Raw genomic sequence first — 17,832 nt, forward strand, 5'->3', positions numbered from 1 at the left:
TGGCTGACTATCTTGATTTGCGCAATGACCAGCCCTGCGAGGGCAAGCACTTGGGATTTCCGGGTGCCTTGGGGGCCAGACACCCACAATCCGCGCCGTTCCCGGCTCATTTCCTTTTGCGACGCTCCGCTTGTCTTGCTGCGTGATGCCGAGCGTTCTTGCGAGACTTCCTCAAGGCGGCGCGTCAACACGGCCCACGTGGAGGGCGATCTCGAGGCTAGGCATGCTGTGATTAGCCCCGATGTCAATGATCCTTATCCCTGGACGAATGATCCGATCGACCAGGTTGCTCTCATAGGTTTCGGGATTAGTAGTCGCGAAGGTGGTGATGCCTCCGAGAGGCTAACAGCCTGATAACGCCGGCCCCAACGGTTGTGCGGCCGGGGAATTTCGTGCTTTAAGGCGTGCATGGCGTTCCATTCGATTGCATTCCGTAAGTGCTTGATACGTTTTTTGAGGCCGTCGACGGTAAGGGGGAACGGCGAAGAGCATGATTGGCACATGGTCAGGCTCAGGGAATCGCGGTTCGGTTCCGTAACAGAATCTTCTCCGAGCAAGCAGCGTAGAAGAGGCTACGGTGAGTGCCCAGCTTGGGATTGGGTGGGGATGTCGGGGTGTGAACTGCCCTTGGCGGATTGGTCAGCAAGTACCGTCGCTAGCCGAGAACCGATGGGATGGGGAACCCGCGTGTTGGCCGTTTTCCAGGCCGACAACGGGCGGAATGTCAACGGCGCTTGGAGTCCGATCCGAGTGCAGCGGCAGAAGCAGGCTTCGATATCGCCCCAGGCGCCCGGTCGGTTGTAGTTGGTTGGGTAGAACAAGAACAAGGCCGCCAGTAAGGCCGCGATGGCTGTGAGCCGGACTGGGGCCCGATCTTGGGCTTGGGGAGTCGTCGTCACCGCTGCGGAGGCCTGGCCGGCACCGATCGCCATGAGCGCGACCGCTGCGGGCACGTAATGGAACGCGTAGCCGGGCACTCCGAAAGCCAGCAGCAGGTGATAGGCTATCGCCGGAAGCACGCTGATGCCGAGCAGCGCCGCCAGCGGGCGCCCGGGTTCGCTCCGGACCAGCCGGATCAAGCCCATGGGGATGAAGATCAGGCCGGGCCCGAACGTCCAGAGCAAGGCCATGCCGAGTTTGACGATGTAGCGTAGCGTCGCATCCCGGAAACCAAGGTTCCAGAGCGAGTTGAGGTAGATCACCTGGTGGCTGAACTCGCCATTGACCGCACGATACCGCTGCCAACCGCCGGCGCTGACGAGCATCGGCAGGATCCAGGCCAGGTTGAGCACCGTGAAAATCGCGATCGCCCGGAACGCGGTTCCCCAGCGGTGGGGCCAGAGAATGATAAAGAAGACGGGGAGCCAGAAGATTCCGATGTCTTGCCGGTAGCCCGTCCCGATGGCCAGTACGACGGCCGCCGCGTACGGGTGCCAGAGTTTCGGCTGCCGCCAGGTTCGGACGGCGACTCCAAGCAGGAACGCGCCGACGAGCGGAATCGCGGTGTAGTTCCCCGCCAGCGCGCCGTAGGTCCAGAAGGTCGGAGCGACGGCCAGCACCAGGGTCATTGCAATGGCCGTCGACGGCCGCACCAGAGCACGCAGCCACCACCAGACGCTGGTTAACGCCAGGCCGCTAACCAGCATGTCCAGGATCAAGAAGCTGCGGTAGGGGTCGTCGACCAGGCCACTGAGCAGACGCGCCGAGGCCATGAACAGCGTATGCTGGGGCGGCAACCGCGTGAGCCGAATGGTTTGAAGAAAGCCGATCTCATCCGGATCAATCGGCACGCGACGCGCCACGGGAATCCGGGTCAGAAGGACAAACGTGAGTGCAATCGCGAAGACGATCACAACCTGGTAACGCTGCCTCCAGGTTTCCTCGTGCTCGGTGGCGACGATCGGCTCCCCGGGACCGATATTTGGAGGTTGCATTTCTTATCAAGCCTTTGGTGTTATTTATTTATACGGATTGACGATATGTAATCGGATGGACGGCGCTCCCCCCGCCTTGCCGGCAGGGGCCGGCCGGTCGTTGAGGATCGACGTCGGTGATCCTGAAAAGCCCGGAGAGAGGGCTTCGCGGATCGATTCAACGCGTGGCTGGGGAGGACTAGACGTCCTCCCTTACAGGCGAGCTGCGTTAATTGTTTCAGGCGGGGGGGGAGTGCTCAACGACTTGATTCATAGGCGATTCATCCTTGAACGGCGAGCACATGTAATCCTGGATGTCGACTTTCGCCCTATTATAGTAATGGATGCAACCAGGCCAAGCTGAAAATCCAAAAAATCGGCAAGCCATCAGATCCCTGCGAGTTGCTTGCGATGGGCCCAGACTTTCTCGAACGCCTGGGCGTATTGCTCGACGAGCTCGGGGACCTCTGAGGTGAAGTAGGGAAGGCCGACCGCAGTCCGGTTGGCTTCGTCTGAACCGGGTAACTCAGGGATGACCGGCGCGTGGTGCCACCAGGCCGCGTCCTGGTAGAGGGGAAGCTTGTGTTGGAGGCGATAGCGATGGGCCGTGGCCTTGACCCCTTCGGCCTGAAGCGCCTTGACCAAGGCGGCTCGGGTGAAGCCGGCTTTCGCTTCGTCAAGGAAGAAGATGTTTGAAGAGTAATAGAGACGTGACATGTCGGACCGGATCGTCGGTTCGACCAGGCCGGGTAACTGGCTGATCCGGTCGTTCAGCTTGCGGACCTGGGCGACGCCGTCCTCGTTGCGTGCCTTGAGCTTGCGCAATTGAGCCCGGGCCAGGACCGCGGCCATTGGGTTCATCCGAAACTTGAGTCCGAGCCCGGACCCTTCAAATTTGCGGTAGGGGCTGTTTGCGGGGAAGCTCGGAGGAAGGTCGGAGTGGCCGAACGTGGTCGCCCGCTCGTAGTCCTCACGGTTCTGATACATCCCCATCCCCCCTTCCATGGCCGGGATCGGCTTCGTCGCCTGGTAGCTGAAGATCGACATCCGGCCCCAGGTGCCCACGGGTCTGCCTTTGAGGGAAGCTCCCGGGGAGTGGGCCACGTCTTCCAGGACTGCCAGGCCGTGCTCGGCGGCGAAGGCGTTGATGTCGTCCATGGCGCAGGGCAGGCCCATCCAGTGGACCGGGAAGACCGCCTTGGTGTTCTTGGTCAGCCGGCGCTTGGCGTCGTCGACGTCGAAGTTGAGCGTGCGCGGATTGACGTCGACGAAGACGGGAACCAGGCCGAAGACCCGCATCGGCACGATCGAGGCGAAGAAGGTGTAACTCGGCACCATGATCTCGCTGCCGGGAGGCAGGTCGAGCGCGAAGAACATCGCCGCGATCGCGCTCGTGCCGTTGCACTGGGCTTTCGCGAACGGGGCCTGAAAAAAGTCCTTCCAGTCCGCTTCGAGCGCGGCGATCGGCCCGTAACCGGGGTTGCGAAGGAACTCGACGATCGCTTGCTCTTCCTCCGTTTCGAAGATCGGCCAGCGCGCAGCGTCGGCCTGCTTGCGCGTCGGCATGGTAACGGCGGTCGGCCCTCCCTGAAGCGCCAGGTTCTCGGTCGTTCCCTTGGCCGTCGCGGGCTGAGTCAGAAAGCCGGCCGCCAGGGCTCCGGCCGATTGGAGCACCGCCCGGCGAGTCGCCTCGAGCTGTTTCTTGCTGGGATCGCGCCGCATTTGATTTGGGTCTCCCTTCAATGAACCGACTGTCACTCAGTTGAGCATGCAATCGAAAATGTGACGCGTTCGTCGCGTGGGCTATTCCTGTTTTAGAATGATGTATTATGGATTTTTGTTTGATTGCGTGCTGTGCAGCCAGTTGGCGGCATTTTTCCAAGCGAGCTTGTCCTTGTCGTCCTTGCTCGACTCGAGCACCTGGAGCTTGAGCAGGGCCGGGTCAGGGTAGTTGAACGGCATGCCCGTGCCGAAGACGACGCGGTCGGCCCCGAGGTTGGCAATGAGCTGGCCGAGTTCATTGGCCAGGACCGAGTCGATCCGAGAAATCTCGATCAAGTAGTTCGCCGGCAATCCCCCGTCTTTCCGTCCCAGGGGGGTGCTCACATATCCGAGGCCGTTGAGCAGGACGAACCGCGCCTTCGGGAACGCCTTCACCAGCGTGCTGACGTCCGCCAACGCGAGGTCGGGGACGTCAACCAGCCAACTCCGATTCCGCGCGTCCTCGACGCGCATTGGGATCGAAATGATCATGCCCCGCTCTGTCGCCGCGTCGATCAGGTCGTGGCAACTCTGGTCGGCCAGCCGGTAGTTATGCCACCCGGGATAGAGCCGAAGGCCCTTCATGCCCATCGTCTCGTGGCACGACTTGAGGTCGTCTTGCCAGCCGGCATAGAACGGGTTGATGACGGCAAACGGGATCAGGCGGTCGCGATGAGGCTCGACCTCCTTGGCGAGCTCTTCGTTCCCCGCCTGCGCGTTGCGGTAGGTGATGGCGCTTGCGCTGGAGACAACGGCCTTATCGATCTGCTTCTCATCCATCAGTTTCAAGAGCGACGACGCGCTATTGTGGCGCAACCGGCGGAAGGCAAAGTGCCCCAGATACGCATTGAAGTCGATGATCATGATTTTCGCCCTTTGAGGATCGCCTCCATGTTTCCTCCGAGGATCTTCGCCTTTGTCGTCGCGTCCAGGTCTGCGCCTTGGATTCGGCCCACACCTACGGTCATCGACATGTCACAGCCGAAAACGAGTCGGTCCGCGCCGAGGGTTTTTACCGCAAACTCAATCACGCCGTCATCGGTGACGCTTCCGCTGGTGTCGAGGTAAACCGTCGGTGCGTGCCGAAGCGCCTTGATCGTCCACTCCCAGTCTCCTCCGCCGCAGGCGTGGGCGCAGATGAGCCTGGCTTCTGGGTAGCGGCCTGCGAGTTCAGCAAAATGCCCGCCGTCGGAAATATGGGGTTGCTCTTTCAGGAAGTAGTGCAAGTGGCCGGCGTGGTGGAGGATGGGCACGCCCAGCTCGATCGCCAACTCGACGATGGGGAAGACGACCGGGTCCGTGGCGAAGAAGTCGTTGTACATCTTGATGCCAATGAACCCTTCTCCCACGCAGCGCTTGATGTCTTCGAGGGCCTCGTCCTTATACCCTGGGTTTACGAAAGCGTAGCCGAGGACCCGCCCGGGGAAGCGTTTCATCGCGTCGAGCGTCCACCGGTTGCATTCCCGGAACCCCTCAGGGGTCGCCGGTCGCTTCGGCGTGAGGAGCGAGCAGCAGAGCTGGTTGATTCCGAGGCGGTCGGCCGCATCAATCAACGCCTGGTCTTCCTTCTCCCAGGTCGGCCGGCTCCGGTGGGCCAGATGGCCGTGGCAGTCGATCACCTTGCCCTTCGGGCTTGGCCCCGGCTTGGCCTCGGGTTCAAGGGCTCCCCTGGCCTCGCGCCGGGGTAGGCTGGTTCCGAGCAGGGAGGCCGCTGCGGTCGCCTGCTTCAGGAAAAGGCGTCGCGAAGGGGGGGGCTCAGGGGCGGTCGGGGTCATGATGCTGGTTCCTCACTCAAGCCGTCAGGTTGGCCAAGCCGCTGGAATCAGCCGCTGAGCCAGTGGTCGAGGTTCTCCCGGACGAAGTCGTCGTCGATCAGGTGGGGATAGGCGCGGCAGACGCGGTCGAGCTCTTCCGCCTGCCCTGGCCCGAGCGTTTCGGCCGGGTCGAGGCACCAGAGCCCTTCGAGTAGCCCTTGGCGACGAAGCACCTCATGGATCCCGGCGATGCAGCCGGCGAAACCGTTGGCGGCGTCGAAGACGGCCGCGTTGGCGTCGGTGACCTCCGCATTGCGGCGGAGCATCTCGACCGGGACCGCCGCACCCGAGGCGGTCAGCCGGTGACACTCGTCGAGCAGTTCCACGGCTCGACGGGTCCAGACGGCCCAGTGTCCGAGCAAGCCGCCGACGATCCGCCTCGCTTTGGCTTGCCCGTTCACTGTGAATCGGAAAGGGGTCAGCAGGTCGATCACGATGTTGTCGTCGTTGCCCGTGTAGAGTGCCAGGTCGTCGCGCCCGGCCTCGACCACCGCTCGGACGACGTCCAGAGTCTGGTAGCGGTTGAACGGAGCGATCTTGATTGCGACGACGTTTTCCATTTCGGCAAACCGCCGCCAGAACGAGAAGGGCAAGATGTGCCCCCCGACCGCCGGTTGGAGGTAGAAGCCGATCAGCGGGATGACCTCGGCCACCGCCTGGACGTGGGCGATGAGCTCGTCCTCACTCGCCTTGCCCAGGGCCGCGAGACTCAGGAGGCCAGCGTGATAGCCGCAATCGCGGGCAAGCTCGGCCTCAGCTCGCGCCTGCCCGGTGCGGCCACAGATCCCCGAGATTCGCACGAGTGGAGTCCCCCCTCGGCGATCCGCTCGGTCCAACTCCTCGGCGACCAGGCGGAGCAACGGCTCGAAGAGCCCGATCGCCGGATCGCGGATCGCGAACTGGGTGGTGTGAACGCCGACGGCCAGCCCCCCTGCCCCGGCCGTCGCATAGTACCGCACCAGAGCACGCTGCCGCCGCTCGTCAAGTCGCCGCTCGGCCGTCAGCGCCAGCGGGCAGGCGGGAATCGCCAGCCCGCGCCGTAAGAGATCACCAATCCGAGCCTCGATGAGATTTGCCACGCCTCGACCTTCTCGATTTTCACGGAGAGAGAAGATTTGAACCACGGGAATCACTGATTTTCATTAAAAATGAAATCGTGACAATTTGTCATTGCTTGTATTTTTTGTTGAATGATTCGTGGTTAAGTTTTTCTACTAATCATTAGAAGACACCATCGCGAGATTCAAAGTGTGTCGGTTTGCCTAGGCTTGTCCCCCCTCGCGAGACCCAGGCGGCGACTCGTTCGATCAATGTGTCGGCGGAAATTTGAAGCGTTCCGAGCCGCTCGAGCCCGTGGCGGGCATCGTTCAGGAGTGCGGAGTCCGCCTCGGTCCCGAGGAATCGAACCGACCTGTTCATGAGTTGGCTCAGTCGCTCGGCGACGGTTCGGACCGACAATCGCTCCGGGCCCGTCAGGTTGATCACGGTCGGTGGGGTGGCGGTGTGCTCGAGCGCCCGGAGTGCCAGGGCGTTGGCGTCCCCTTGCCAGATGGTGTTCAGGTAGCCCATGCCCAGGTCGATCGGCTCTCCGCTTTGGACCTTCTGGGCCAGGTCGACCACGACGCCGTAGCGGAGCTCGCAAGCGTAGTTGAGCCGGATCAGCGCCATCGCGGTCTGCTGCGATCGACTGAAAGCCTCGAAGATTCGCTCCCTGGCGAGGCAGCTCATGGCGTATTCGCCGACCGGCCGGGGCGGATCTTCCTCGCGCGAGCCGTCGCTGGAGACGGGGACCAGGCCGTAGATGTTCCCACTGGAGAAGGCCACGATTCGGCTGCTGCGATACCGCTTTGCCACCAGGGCCGGTAGGTAGGCGTTCATCAGCCAGGTCGTCGCCTCGTCTCCGGTGGAGCCGAATTTTTTGCCGGCCAGATAAAATACGTGGGGGGCATCGGGTAGCTTGTCCAGCTCCGCCTCGTTCAGCAGGTCGCAAGGAATCGTTTCGACGCCGTGCGCAGCGAGTCCCTCCTGGCTTCCCGGCGCCGAGAATCGGGACACGCCGATGATGCGTCTTGACATGCCACTGGCGTCAGATGCGCGGCGGGCCATGCGGGCCAAGGTTGGCCCCATCTTCCCGGCGACGCCCAGGAAGAGGATGTCGCCCGGCAACCGGCCGAGCGTCTCGATGACTTCAGCCGTCGGTTCGCTGAGGAGTTCTTCGAGCTGGGTTTCCGTCTCGATCGTCAGGCTGTTCATCGTGTCGCAACGTCCTGAAGGCTGAAGGCAAAGGTTTGGCCGACAACGTTCGTCTTAATCCATGATTTACTGACGGATGATTAGGTTACGTCACCCGAGCGGCTGGCTCAATCCAGTCCTCGCCGTCCCCCTTCGGCTTCACGCCCCTTGGGCCGCGCAACTGATGGCCGAGGAGATCGAAGACCCCGAACGCCTTGTCGTAAGTTAAGCGTTGCTCGGTGATTGTGGTGAGTTGATGTTGGGCTTAGACGATCGGCCTGCTGTCGTAACAAGACTTTACAATCGATTCCGAGGGAAACGGCGGTTTTGGAGCGGTTGAGCCTGGGGTGGCTTTCAGACACCCAAAAGCTTCCGCCCGGTGGGCATCCCGTTTCTGAAGTTATGGAGAAACTCTCTCCCACTGAACTCCGATTCGGTCTCCGTATTGCCGATATATACGATGATCAACTCATCGTCGACGGCATGGCTCGGTCAGGTGCCTCAAGAAATGCTGAAGCTCAAGCCGTTGTGACTTGCCCTTGTTCGAGCCTAGGTCGTGTGGACAACAATTGGGCAAGCCCAGGGGGTTGGGCTATCTCAGCAGGATCATGATTGAGGCGACATGAACAAACGCCAGGAAGTTCCGGGCCGTCTTGTCATACCGAGTGGCCACCCGTCGGTACTGCTTCACCTTGAACCAGAACCGCTCCACGAGGTTCCGATCTTTGTAGCGATCTCGATCATAGGCCCGTTGCTCCGCTCGGTTCTTCAGGCTCGGGATCACCGCCTCGGCCCCCCGATCCTCGATGGCTTTAACCACGGCTCGGCTGTCATACCCCTTGTCGGCGATGACCACCTCGATCGGCACATCCTCAATCAGCGCTCCCGCCTGTGTCACGTCTGCCGCCTGGCCTCCCGTCAGGGTCAACCGGGCAGGCAACCCGAGACCGCTGATTCCGCCGTGGATCTTGGTTCCGAAGCCGCCCCGGCTGCGGCCGAGGGCTTGCTCGGTCTGGCCGCCGGTCCCGTCCCATTTTTGGGGGCGCCGGCGGCGCAAGGGTGCGCCCGGATGACGGTCGAGTCCAGGATCAGCCACTCCAGATCGGGATCTTGCAAGGCTTCGATGGCCCGTTGCCAGACCCCCTTGCGGGACCAACGGTCGAACCGCCGCCAGGCCGAGTTCCAGGGGCCGAAGCGATCGGGCAGGTCCCGCCAAGGGGCACCGGTCCTGGCGATCCAGAGGACGGCGTCGACGAAGAGGCGATTGTCCTTGGCGACCTTGCCATGCTGCCCAGGTTGCCCGGGCAGGAGGTCCTTGATCCGGCCCCAATCGTCGTCCGAGATGGCGTGGCGGTGTCGCATGGTGGCCTCCGTGGTGTCGATTCGAGACCGCTATTAACCAAAATCACCCAGCTGTTGTCCACACGACCTAGCCTGATGAGATGGCGTTCACAATCATGACCCTGGCCGTTTCGATGACATGAATACGGCGGGCTCACTCCCCTGCTCTTCTCCATCGCTCTCGCACCAACCGTCGGCCCCTTTTCGGCACGTTGAGCCAGGGGACGTCGAGGCTTGAGCGGGACGCCCCGATCCTGCTTTTTCGGCGGGACGGTGGGGAAGTTGAGTCAAGAGTGGTTGTTCGAGAGGAGCTGGGTGGTCTGGGGGTTGCGATCTCCCCTTCGCGTGTCAGGCCTGGCCCCGGCCTTTGTTACTCATTTTTCCTCGGGCTGAGCGGTGGTTTCTTTACAATCGCCTGAGGGATGCCACGGACCGGAATGCTTTGCGACAGGCGAGGTAATCGGCCGGAACGGTTCTGGGGCAAAATACAATGATAACAAGCTCACGTTTTCACGCCGATGTCGGGAAAGTTCGACAATATCATTGTCATACGCACGATTTCGGGTATTTTAGGGGCTGTTGAATAGACGGATCGGCCTCAGATTCACATTGAATGGAGTTAGCTCATGAGCCTGAAGCGCTTTGCTCACGTCTTCGCCTTCGCGTTCGCAACGTCCTTCTTGTTCGTCAGCCAAGCGAACGCGAGCTTCACGATCACCCCGTTGACGGTCATCGATCCGGGTGGTGCTACGCCGAATATGAACTTCGTGTTCAACTCGCTGGTCAACGCGCCGCTGCCGACCACGGGTGTTCTCGGCCAGTCGTATAACTTCTTGTCCGTGAACGTCTTTCCCGGCACGGCGAACGTCACGAATCAGGTGGTCCCTTACGACATCGTCTACCAGGCCAGGGATAACACGACGCTCGATACCGCGACGTTCCAGATGAAGGGATTCCTGACCCTGAATCTCGACGGGAGCGGGTCGGGGAGCCTGTACAACACCCCGACGCCTGGCTTCCCTAACCCGTCGTTTACTTTGGGTAGCACGACTTTCTACGTGAACCCGGTGCCGCCTAATTACACCTCCCCGACCTTGCTCAATGGCTCGGGAGGCACGGCCCAACTCCAGGTCAACCTGACGACCGTTCCCGAACCGAGCAGCATCATGCTGATGGGCTTGACCGTCGGGGTCGGTGGTCTGATGTTTCGCCGCAACATCACCAGGAAGGTCTGAGCCGCCCCCTGCTTCAAGCAGGCGACCAGCCCGCCACTCATCCTCGCATGGATGTGCTCCGCGGGGATTTGAGAATCTGCCGGCGCTTGTCGCTTCCCAGTCAACCCGATTTCTCCCTCTCCGTCGACCTTCCTAGATCGGGAAGGTCGACGAAGCTTACCTCCTCGCAGAATCCCTCCGCTAATTCCTCGATCCTCTTCTCTTTACGGTTCCTAGCCAGATTTTCAGGGTTACCAAGCGATCGTCACTGTTCGCGACCCCTGAAAGCAGAGCGGGGAGGCGGCGAGATTCCACCGGTAGAGATTTTTGGAATTGCGGGATTGTCCGCGCTCTGGGTGAGGACTCAGAATGGCGTCCTCAATGATGATGGACCGCGTGCGGTCGATTGATTAGAATGGGCCGCGATCGCCCCTAAAGCCGGAATGCAAGACGTGGGAGATCGATGAGCTAGAGTGGGCCGTGAGCCTTGGCTCGCCCCCTCCGAAGACGGAAAGCACGCGAGAGTGGTGGAATGGCAGACACGCAGGATTTAGGTTCCTGTGCCGCAAGGCGTGAGGGTTCAAGTCCCTCCTCTCGCATTTTTTAACGCGATCCCGCCGCAGATTCCGATTCTCCTCCTTCGACCACATCTTCTTGGTGTGATGCTTGCACGCAAGCAGTCGCATTTTGCCCCAGGCATCCTGGGGGAAGTGCTTTTTATTTGATCTTCGACGCACCAGGTTGACGGTGATTGCCTGGTCGTTGATAGTTAATGGGATTAAAATGCGTGGTAGATTTTGTTGTTTGGGTGTGTTTATTTGATTTGCGTTATTGCGGCTAAGCTTGTTCGGGTGAGTTTTAATGTCGTCAGCGATGCCGAACGAGGAGCCAGCACTTTGCAATTCGATGGGGCCGTTGATGAGTTGAAGCCCATCAACCGAGCCTTGAAGCCCCTTGAATTTGGGTGTAAAGGCGGCAGGGTTATTAGCTGTTTCAGATGATTCATGTGTTCTGTGTATGTGAATATTATTTTTATAATTAGTGTTAATTTTCGTGATTTGTGGACGCCGAGTTTCTCCCAAGAAGCGAGTATGATGCGTTTCACTGTCCACTGAATGGGCCGATGACCGGCATCACACCTGAGATCGCCAGAAAGTGAAGGGCCGCCGCGCCTCGAGGCGTCGTGTCGGCTTGCCTCGGATTCAGAATCGCGAAACCGCCAGGGACACGTGTATTAAACGTGTTCTTGTCCGCGGGGATGAGTCGGCGATTACGTGTTGGTTGACGGCCTTGGTCGTGAGCAACCGTAGGTTTTGGCTGTCTCGTTTTTCTGGAAGGGGGCAAGCCCTTCGCTCGAGCGAACGTCATCAATGAGCGATGACACTTCCTGCCAACAAAAATGCGAGGAGAACGAGATGGAAAGGACTGAAATCGCCACCTCCGTCGTGTCGGATCAACGAATCCGCCGATTTACGCTCCTCGACCTCATGATCCTGGTGGGGGCGATGGCGGTTGGATTTGGTTTGCTCCGGCTGCCGGGGATCGAGTTCTCGACGTGGTATAGCAAGGAGCTACGTTACAACCGCATTGCCTTGAACGTTGTCGGCATGACCGTGCCCTTCCTGGTTGGATTAACGATTTCGTGTTTGGCGATGAGACTTCGAGGACCATGCCCCCGATTCTCCATGCTCGGTCGGCAACCGGGGTTTGTCGCTTGCGCGACGGCATTGCTCGCCCTGGCGATCGAATCGCTATGCATGGTTGGCAACGCGGTGACGTCCGGAGTGCATTCGGCGAATCGGGGTTTCTTTCCGACTCCGGAGGAGTACTTCCACCTTTACGGCAGTACGGTCGCACCTTGGGTCGTGGCCGCGTGGCTTTCCCTCGGTGTGAACCGTTGCTGGTGTCCCGAGCGAAGCGGGATCGATCGCCTTGGATGGGCCATCGGGATCGCCTGGATTCTGGAGTGGATCGTGATGCGACTGTGTCTGTGCTGATGATTGGCTGGTGATGACCTCTATAGGGGCGCGACCCGTTTCTTCTCGCCTCGAATCAGGTCGAGGATTTCGTCCCACAGCGCCCGTCTCGCCTCGAGACAATCGATCGCGGTTTGCTCGGCGAGTCGCCAGTGAGCCGTGTCCGAGCCACAGAGGGAGTGGAGGAGCCTGTTCGCCATCGGGCCATGCTCTTCACTGTCGAGTCCAATATGGCGATCGAGGTAGTACTTGAAGTCTTCGAGTTCGCCATCTGCTTTTATGTTGAGATTGTCCACGATCCGTTGAAAGACCGCGGGCAGCAAATCTTCCCGGCCGAAGGTAAACGCCGAGGCGATGGCGCAAAGGTTCCCCTCATCGATGATCCGGAATGTCTGCTGAATGAATCGGCGGACGCCATTGGGGACGGTGGGTGATTTGAGGGCGACTGCGAGGGGAGTCCCCTGCTGAAGTTCGTTCAGGAAGGCGTCGATGGCCTTGGGATTCGCTCGACAACGGATCATGGCACGGCGGTAGAGCTCGAAGTGGCTGACGAACCCACCCTGGCCATCTTCATCACTCTCTTCGGCGAGAACGATCTCATTGACGAGTCGACAACCGCTCGGATCGGCGGCGGGCAGCCACGGGGTCTCGACGCAACTGAGCCGCCGTTGCAAGGCCTTGAGCAAAGACATGAAATCCCAGACCGCGAAGACGTGGTGCTCCATGAACAGGTGCAACGCTTCCAGGCGGTCGATTTCCTGGTAGATGGGATGATTCAGCAAGGCGTCTCTTTGGGGGCCAAGACGCTCCTGAATCGAGTCAAACGGATTCAAGCGGATCCTCTCAATCGGTCAGTCGTTTCGCCGTTTGGATTGTGATCTCTTCTTTCAAGATCATATCGCCTCGAGCGGCTTCGGGTCAGCCAATTGTGTTCGTACCCGATGGCGATCAGAGCCCAATGGCGTCACGGTTTCCGGAGAGGTCAGCGGTTGAGAGCCGAGGAAGACCGGCCTTGAATGAAGTGGGTCGGGCACGGTGGGGGCCTTCCTCGGCCGCGCGAGGCTCAGTCCTTATCCCGCTTCAAGACAAGCACGCTCGGATGTCCGTCGTCGCCATCCTTGAACTCGGTCGGACGATCTTTGCCTGGGCCGCCGTTGCAGATTTTGATGGTGTCGGCATCGACGAGTTCGTAGAGGCCCTTGTTATCGGGGGCCTCGTTTCCGTCGGGGCCGGTGAACTTGACCCAGTCGACGGTCTTGACCGGCTTGGCCGTCTCGTCGAGCTTGATCTCCCCCTTGATCTCAAACCCCTGGCCGTCAGGCGCCGAGCCCGAGGCGGTGACGGCCTTTCCCTTGATCAGGATGGAAAGCGTAAAATTCTTTTCCGGCCCAATCGTGGTTTTCCACTTCCCTTGAAATTTCCCGAGGTCACCTTGGGGGGCGTCGTCGGCCGCCGCGACCAGCAGCGGGAGGAAGACCGCAACCAAGGGGGCAAATCGTGACGCGTTCATGGGTCGTACTCCACTCGAGTGAGGGGGTCAGAAATGCCCCGGATCGGCTTGCTGGACGCTCTGCAATCGAGGTTCAGGCCGTGGAGGGGCGGGTTGCTCAGCAGTACCTGCCCGCCGGATCCCTGGTTTCAGATTCTCCCTTTTCCGACTCGCCGCTCTTCGGCGGGATTGCCGATCGGGAGACGTCCCGGATCCGTTCCGTAAAATCTGCCCAGTTTCGCCAGAATGGCGCCAATCTCCGAACCGTTGACCGACGCGAGAGTTTCGGTGCGCAGGATTGAATTGAGTTGGCTTGACAGAGACACTATGATCCTCTAAATTGGCCCAACTGTTCCGACTAGCGGTGTTGCCCCGCGCGCTCTTACCGCGACTTCAGAACGCGGTGGCGGACTCTTTTCCGCCTCGTCGTCGCCGTCTTTTCTCATCTAGGTGCAAAGCCTCCATGGACACCCCGATTCAGGTCGACCTGGGCCGGATAGCGCAGGACCTTCAGATCCGGCGCGTGCAGGTGGAGAGCGTCGTCCTGTTGCTCGACGAAGGCAACACGGTGCCGTTCATCACTCGCTACCGGAAGGAGCGGACCGGCAACCTGAACGAGGTGGCGATCCGGGAGATCCAGCTTCGCGTTGGTCGCCTCCGAGAACTCGCCGACCGCAAAGAAACGATCCTCAAAACGATCGAAGCGCAAGGCAAGCTCAGCGATGAACTCGCTGCCGCCATCCGCCAGGCTGACAATCCCAAACGGCTCGAAGACCTCTACCTGCCGTTCAAGCCGAAGAAAAAAACCAAGGCATCGGAAGCTCGCGACAAGGGACTCGAACCGCTGGCTTTGCGGATCTGGAACCGCGACGAGACTCTCACCGACCTGACTGCCGCCGCTGCGGAATTCATCAATCCCGAAAAAGAGATTGATACCGCTGAGAAGGCCCTCGAAGGGGTCCGCCACATTCTGGCGGAGGCGATCAGCGAAATGGCTCCGGTGCGCGATGCGGTTCGCCGCGTCGTCTGGAAGACCGGCAAGATCGTCACCTCGAAGACCGAGATCCCGGAAGGGCAAGGGCTCGAGTATCGCGACTACTTCAACTACTCCGAGCCGATCTCGCACATCCCGCCGCACCGGGTCCTGGCGATCAACCGTGGCGACAAGGAAGGGCCGCTCAAGGTCAAGCTTGACGTCCCGCGCCCGGAAGTCGAAGCGGCAACTTGCTCGCAACTGCCGCTGGAAGGTCACCCGCATTCCGAGTTTTTCCACTCCGCCGCGCTCGACGCACTCGACCGTCTGCTGATGCCCAGCATGGAACGCGAAGTGCGCCGCGACCTGACCGACCTGGCCGAGCGGCATGCGGTGGACGTCTTCGCCCGCAACCTTCGCAGCCTCCTGCTTCAGCCGCCGATTCCGTCACAGGTTGTCCTGGCGATCGACCCCGGCTTTCGCACCGGGTGCAAGGTCGCGGTGCTCGACGGGCATGGCAACCTGCTGGAACATGGGGTCATTCATCCCCATCCTCCCCAGAATCGCCGCTCTGAGGCCAAGCTCTTCTTGAAGGACTTGGTGGGACGGCATCAAGTGGGGGTCATTGCCATCGGCAACCAAAGCGCCTGCCGCGAGACGGAAGAACTGGTCGCCGAGGTCATCGCCGAGGGAACCTTCTTCAATGAAAACCCTGGCGTGACCGACTTCCCCGGGGCCCCCGTGACTTCGAACGCCGGGCCCGCTCCGGAGCACTCTGCTCACGAGGACGAGGCGGCCGTTGAGGAGGGGACGGAAGAGGCCGACGCGGTTGACGAATCGGCCGCTGTCGTTGCCGAGGGAGCCTCCGAGCCGGCTTCGGACCCGGATGCTTCCGAGGACCCTGCGGACCAAGGCCCGAACGTGGCCCCGGGAGCCACCTTCGGCAACCCGGCCGAGGCCTTGCCGCCGATCTCCGGGGGAGCCCCTGATTCGGGCCCCTCGTCGGAAGTGGAGCGATCGACTGAGCCCGAGGCTTCGACTCCGGCCGGCGAAGAGACCCCTGCCCCGGCGACGGCTGAGGCGACGGAACCTGCCGCTGCTCCGGTGACGGCTGAGGCCGCGACCTCTCCGCAGACGGAGCCGGGGGATTCGACCCCGACGGCCCCGGCGACGGAGACCGAAGCACCGGCTCCCGCCCCCGCCGAAGCGCAAGCTCAACCGGAAGGGGCCGAGGCTCCGGCCGTCGCTCCTACAACACCGACTCCCGCTGCGGCTCCGGCCGCCCAGACGAAGCGTGAGCGGGGTCAGAAGCAATCACAGCCTCGTCCGCCCCGGCCCAAGCCGGTGCCGTTGCCTCCCAAGCCGCACGCGGCCGACAGCCAGCTCTCGCAGTTGACCTACGTCATCGTCAACGAGGCGGGAGCCAGCGTCTACTCGGCCAGCCCGGTCGGCCGCGAAGAGTTCCCCGACTTCGACGCCACGCTCCGTGGGACGATCTCGATCGGCCGGCGGCTCCAGGATCCGCTCTCCGAACTCGTCAAGATCGAGCCCCAGAGCATCGGGGTCGGCCTCTATCAGCACGACATCAACTCCAAGCAACTGAAAGAGTCGCTGGAGTCGGTGATCGCCAGCTGCGTGAACTTCGTGGGGGTGGACCTGAACACGGCGAGCGTACCGCTCTTGCGGCACGTCTCAGGCATGAATCAGCTCACCGCCCGCCGGCTGGTGGACTACCGTAAAGAGAAGGGACCGTTCACCACTCGCGAGCAGTTGACGCAGGTCGAGGGGATCGGGCCGGCGACTTACACGCAGGCGGCCGGGTTCTTGAAGATCCGGGAAGGCGAGCATCCGCTCGACCGGACCTGGATTCACCCGGAGAGCTACGAGGTGGCCACCCGGCTCCTCGAGAAGCTCGGCTTCGCCCCCGACGTGGTTCGCGATAAGGCTCAGCTTCCTGCTCTTCATGCGAAGCTGAACGAGGCCGATGTGCCGGCCCTGGCTCGCGAGCTCGAGGTCGGTGAGCCGACCTTGCACGACATCTTCGAGGCCCTGGCCCGGCCGGAGCGCGACCCGCGTGACGACCTGCCCAAGCCGATCTTCAAGAAGGGTGTGCTCAAGCTCGAGGATTTGACCCCGGGCATGGAGCTGAAGGGAACTGTCCTGAACGTCGTCGACTTTGGCGCTTTCGTCGACATCGGCCTCAAAGACTCAGGGTTGGTTCATATCAGTCAGCTCGCCAACCGTTACATCAAGAGTCCGCACGACGTGGTGAGCGTTGGCGACGTGGTGACGGCCTGGGTGATGGGGGTCGACCACGAGCGGAAGCGCGTCTCCCTGACGATGGTCAAGCCGGGCACCGAACGTCCTCGAGGGGGGCACGGTCCTGGATCTGAAGCCAGAGGGGGTGGAGGCGGCGGCCGTCGCGGAGCACCCGAAGGACAAGAAGGGCGAGGAGCCGGCGCAGGCCGTCCTCCGCGTCGCGAGGGGTCAGCTCCGCCCGCTTCGCAGCCGGCGGGTGCTGGTACACCTTCTGCGGGAGGTGCACCGCCGCGGCGTCCCGAGGGACCAGCGGGTCACAGACCGGGTGGGTTCCGTCCTGGCCAAGGGCAAGGAGGAGCCGGACGCGGTGGTGCTCGGACCTCGCATGGCGGCGGCCCCGGGCGGTACGAGCGGGCTCAACAGCCCCCACGACCGACCCTGCCTCCCCGTCCCGCGAAGCCGGCCCCGCCGCCGCCGCCGCTGTCGAAGGACGCGTTGGCGGGCAGCGTCCCGCTCCGCAGCTTCGGCCAGCTCAAGCAACTTTGGCAGGCACGCGTCGACGAGCCGGTCGAAGGGGAAACCCCTGCCTCGACCGACACCGGCGCGGAGCAGCAGGCACAAGCTCAGACGCCGGCCACGCCGCCGGCCCCCGCTCAGGAGGCTCCTGCCCCCACGCCAGCGGAACCGGCCGGTGACGAGTCCGCGAGCTGAACCAAGATTAGGCCGGTCCCTTCGGGGCCGGCCTTTTTTTTGTTCCGTTCGTCGGGTGGCCACGGCCTACGAATTGATTGAGACCCGATTACGCCGGCTCCCTTTGGGGGCCGGCGTTTTCGTTGGCCAAAGCCGATTCGATTCCCTGG

General features: G+C 61.7%; 12 protein-coding genes, 1 tRNA gene and 1 pseudogene. 5 read left to right on the forward strand and 9 right to left on the reverse strand.

Annotated elements, in window-relative coordinates; all coding sequences use genetic code 11:
- Positions 1 to 572: 572 nt before the first annotated feature.
- The 6 genes from SINAC_RS03215 to SINAC_RS03240 all read right to left on the reverse strand — a co-directional run bounded on the left by SINAC_RS03215 (position 573) and on the right by SINAC_RS03240 (position 7,741).
- The gene (locus tag SINAC_RS03215; protein WP_015244262.1) at positions 573 to 1,934 is read right to left on the reverse strand and encodes a glycosyltransferase family 39 protein; all 1,362 of its coding nucleotides are present in this window, start codon (positions 1,932 to 1,934) and stop codon (positions 573 to 575) included.
- 366 nt (positions 1,935 to 2,300) lie between these two features.
- Complete coding sequence (locus SINAC_RS03220) at positions 2,301 to 3,635, reverse strand: DegT/DnrJ/EryC1/StrS family aminotransferase (protein ID WP_015244263.1); 1,335 nt, start codon at positions 3,633 to 3,635, stop codon at positions 2,301 to 2,303.
- A 105-nt stretch (positions 3,636 to 3,740) separates the two neighbouring features.
- Entirely contained in the window at positions 3,741 to 4,538 is a 798-nt protein-coding gene (locus tag SINAC_RS03225; protein WP_015244264.1) for an amidohydrolase family protein, read from the reverse strand.
- Positions 4,535 to 5,449 (reverse strand): amidohydrolase family protein, encoded by a 915-nt coding sequence (locus SINAC_RS03230; RefSeq protein WP_015244265.1) that lies wholly within the window; start codon positions 5,447 to 5,449, stop codon positions 4,535 to 4,537. The genes SINAC_RS03225 and SINAC_RS03230 overlap by 4 nt, the downstream gene beginning before the upstream one ends.
- Before the next feature lie 47 nt (positions 5,450 to 5,496).
- Positions 5,497 to 6,567, reverse strand: coding sequence for a dihydrodipicolinate synthase family protein (locus tag SINAC_RS03235; protein ID WP_015244266.1), 1,071 nt, complete (start codon positions 6,565 to 6,567; stop codon positions 5,497 to 5,499).
- A 142-nt stretch (positions 6,568 to 6,709) separates the two neighbouring features.
- Positions 6,710 to 7,741, reverse strand: coding sequence for an NAD-dependent epimerase/dehydratase family protein (locus tag SINAC_RS03240; protein ID WP_015244267.1), 1,032 nt, complete (start codon positions 7,739 to 7,741; stop codon positions 6,710 to 6,712).
- Positions 7,742 to 7,817: 76 nt separating this feature from the next.
- Here SINAC_RS03240 and SINAC_RS41495 point away from each other — a divergent pair, with 76 nt between their 5' ends.
- A complete protein-coding gene (locus SINAC_RS41495) occupies positions 7,818 to 7,949 on the forward strand; it encodes a hypothetical protein (protein ID WP_020467656.1) in 132 nt (43 codons plus the stop codon).
- A 363-nt stretch (positions 7,950 to 8,312) separates the two neighbouring features.
- On the opposite strand, the pseudogene SINAC_RS38595 reads toward SINAC_RS41495, so the two are convergent.
- Positions 8,313 to 9,082: pseudogene (locus SINAC_RS38595) on the reverse strand (IS5 family transposase).
- A 605-nt stretch (positions 9,083 to 9,687) separates the two neighbouring features.
- Here SINAC_RS38595 and SINAC_RS03255 point away from each other — a divergent pair.
- From SINAC_RS03255 to SINAC_RS03265, 3 genes are all read left to right on the forward strand, one after another.
- Positions 9,688 to 10,296 (forward strand): PEP-CTERM sorting domain-containing protein, encoded by a 609-nt coding sequence (locus SINAC_RS03255; RefSeq protein ID WP_015244268.1) that lies wholly within the window; start codon positions 9,688 to 9,690, stop codon positions 10,294 to 10,296.
- 497 nt (positions 10,297 to 10,793) lie between these two features.
- Positions 10,794 to 10,874 (forward strand) — tRNA-Leu (locus tag SINAC_RS03260).
- A gap of 816 nt (positions 10,875 to 11,690) precedes the next feature.
- A complete protein-coding gene (locus SINAC_RS03265; RefSeq protein ID WP_015244269.1) occupies positions 11,691 to 12,272 on the forward strand; it encodes a hypothetical protein in 582 nt (193 codons plus the stop codon).
- Between the two features lie 20 nt (positions 12,273 to 12,292).
- On the opposite strand, the gene SINAC_RS03270 is transcribed toward SINAC_RS03265, so the two are convergent.
- Positions 12,293 to 13,033, reverse strand: coding sequence for a DUF3050 domain-containing protein (locus SINAC_RS03270; RefSeq protein ID WP_237722928.1), 741 nt, complete (start codon positions 13,031 to 13,033; stop codon positions 12,293 to 12,295).
- Positions 13,034 to 13,314: 281 nt separating this feature from the next.
- Complete coding sequence (locus SINAC_RS03275; RefSeq protein WP_015244271.1) at positions 13,315 to 13,761, reverse strand: TIGR03067 domain-containing protein; 447 nt, start codon at positions 13,759 to 13,761, stop codon at positions 13,315 to 13,317.
- A gap of 442 nt (positions 13,762 to 14,203) precedes the next feature.
- Here SINAC_RS03275 and SINAC_RS37855 point away from each other — a divergent pair, with 442 nt between their 5' ends.
- Positions 14,204 to 17,683 (forward strand): Tex-like N-terminal domain-containing protein, encoded by a 3,480-nt coding sequence (locus tag SINAC_RS37855; RefSeq protein ID WP_015244273.1) that lies wholly within the window; start codon positions 14,204 to 14,206, stop codon positions 17,681 to 17,683.
- The last annotated feature ends 149 nt before the right edge of the window (positions 17,684 to 17,832 follow it).

The organism is Singulisphaera acidiphila DSM 18658, from assembly GCF_000242455.2.
GTDB lineage: Bacteria > Planctomycetota > Planctomycetia > Isosphaerales > Isosphaeraceae > Singulisphaera > Singulisphaera acidiphila.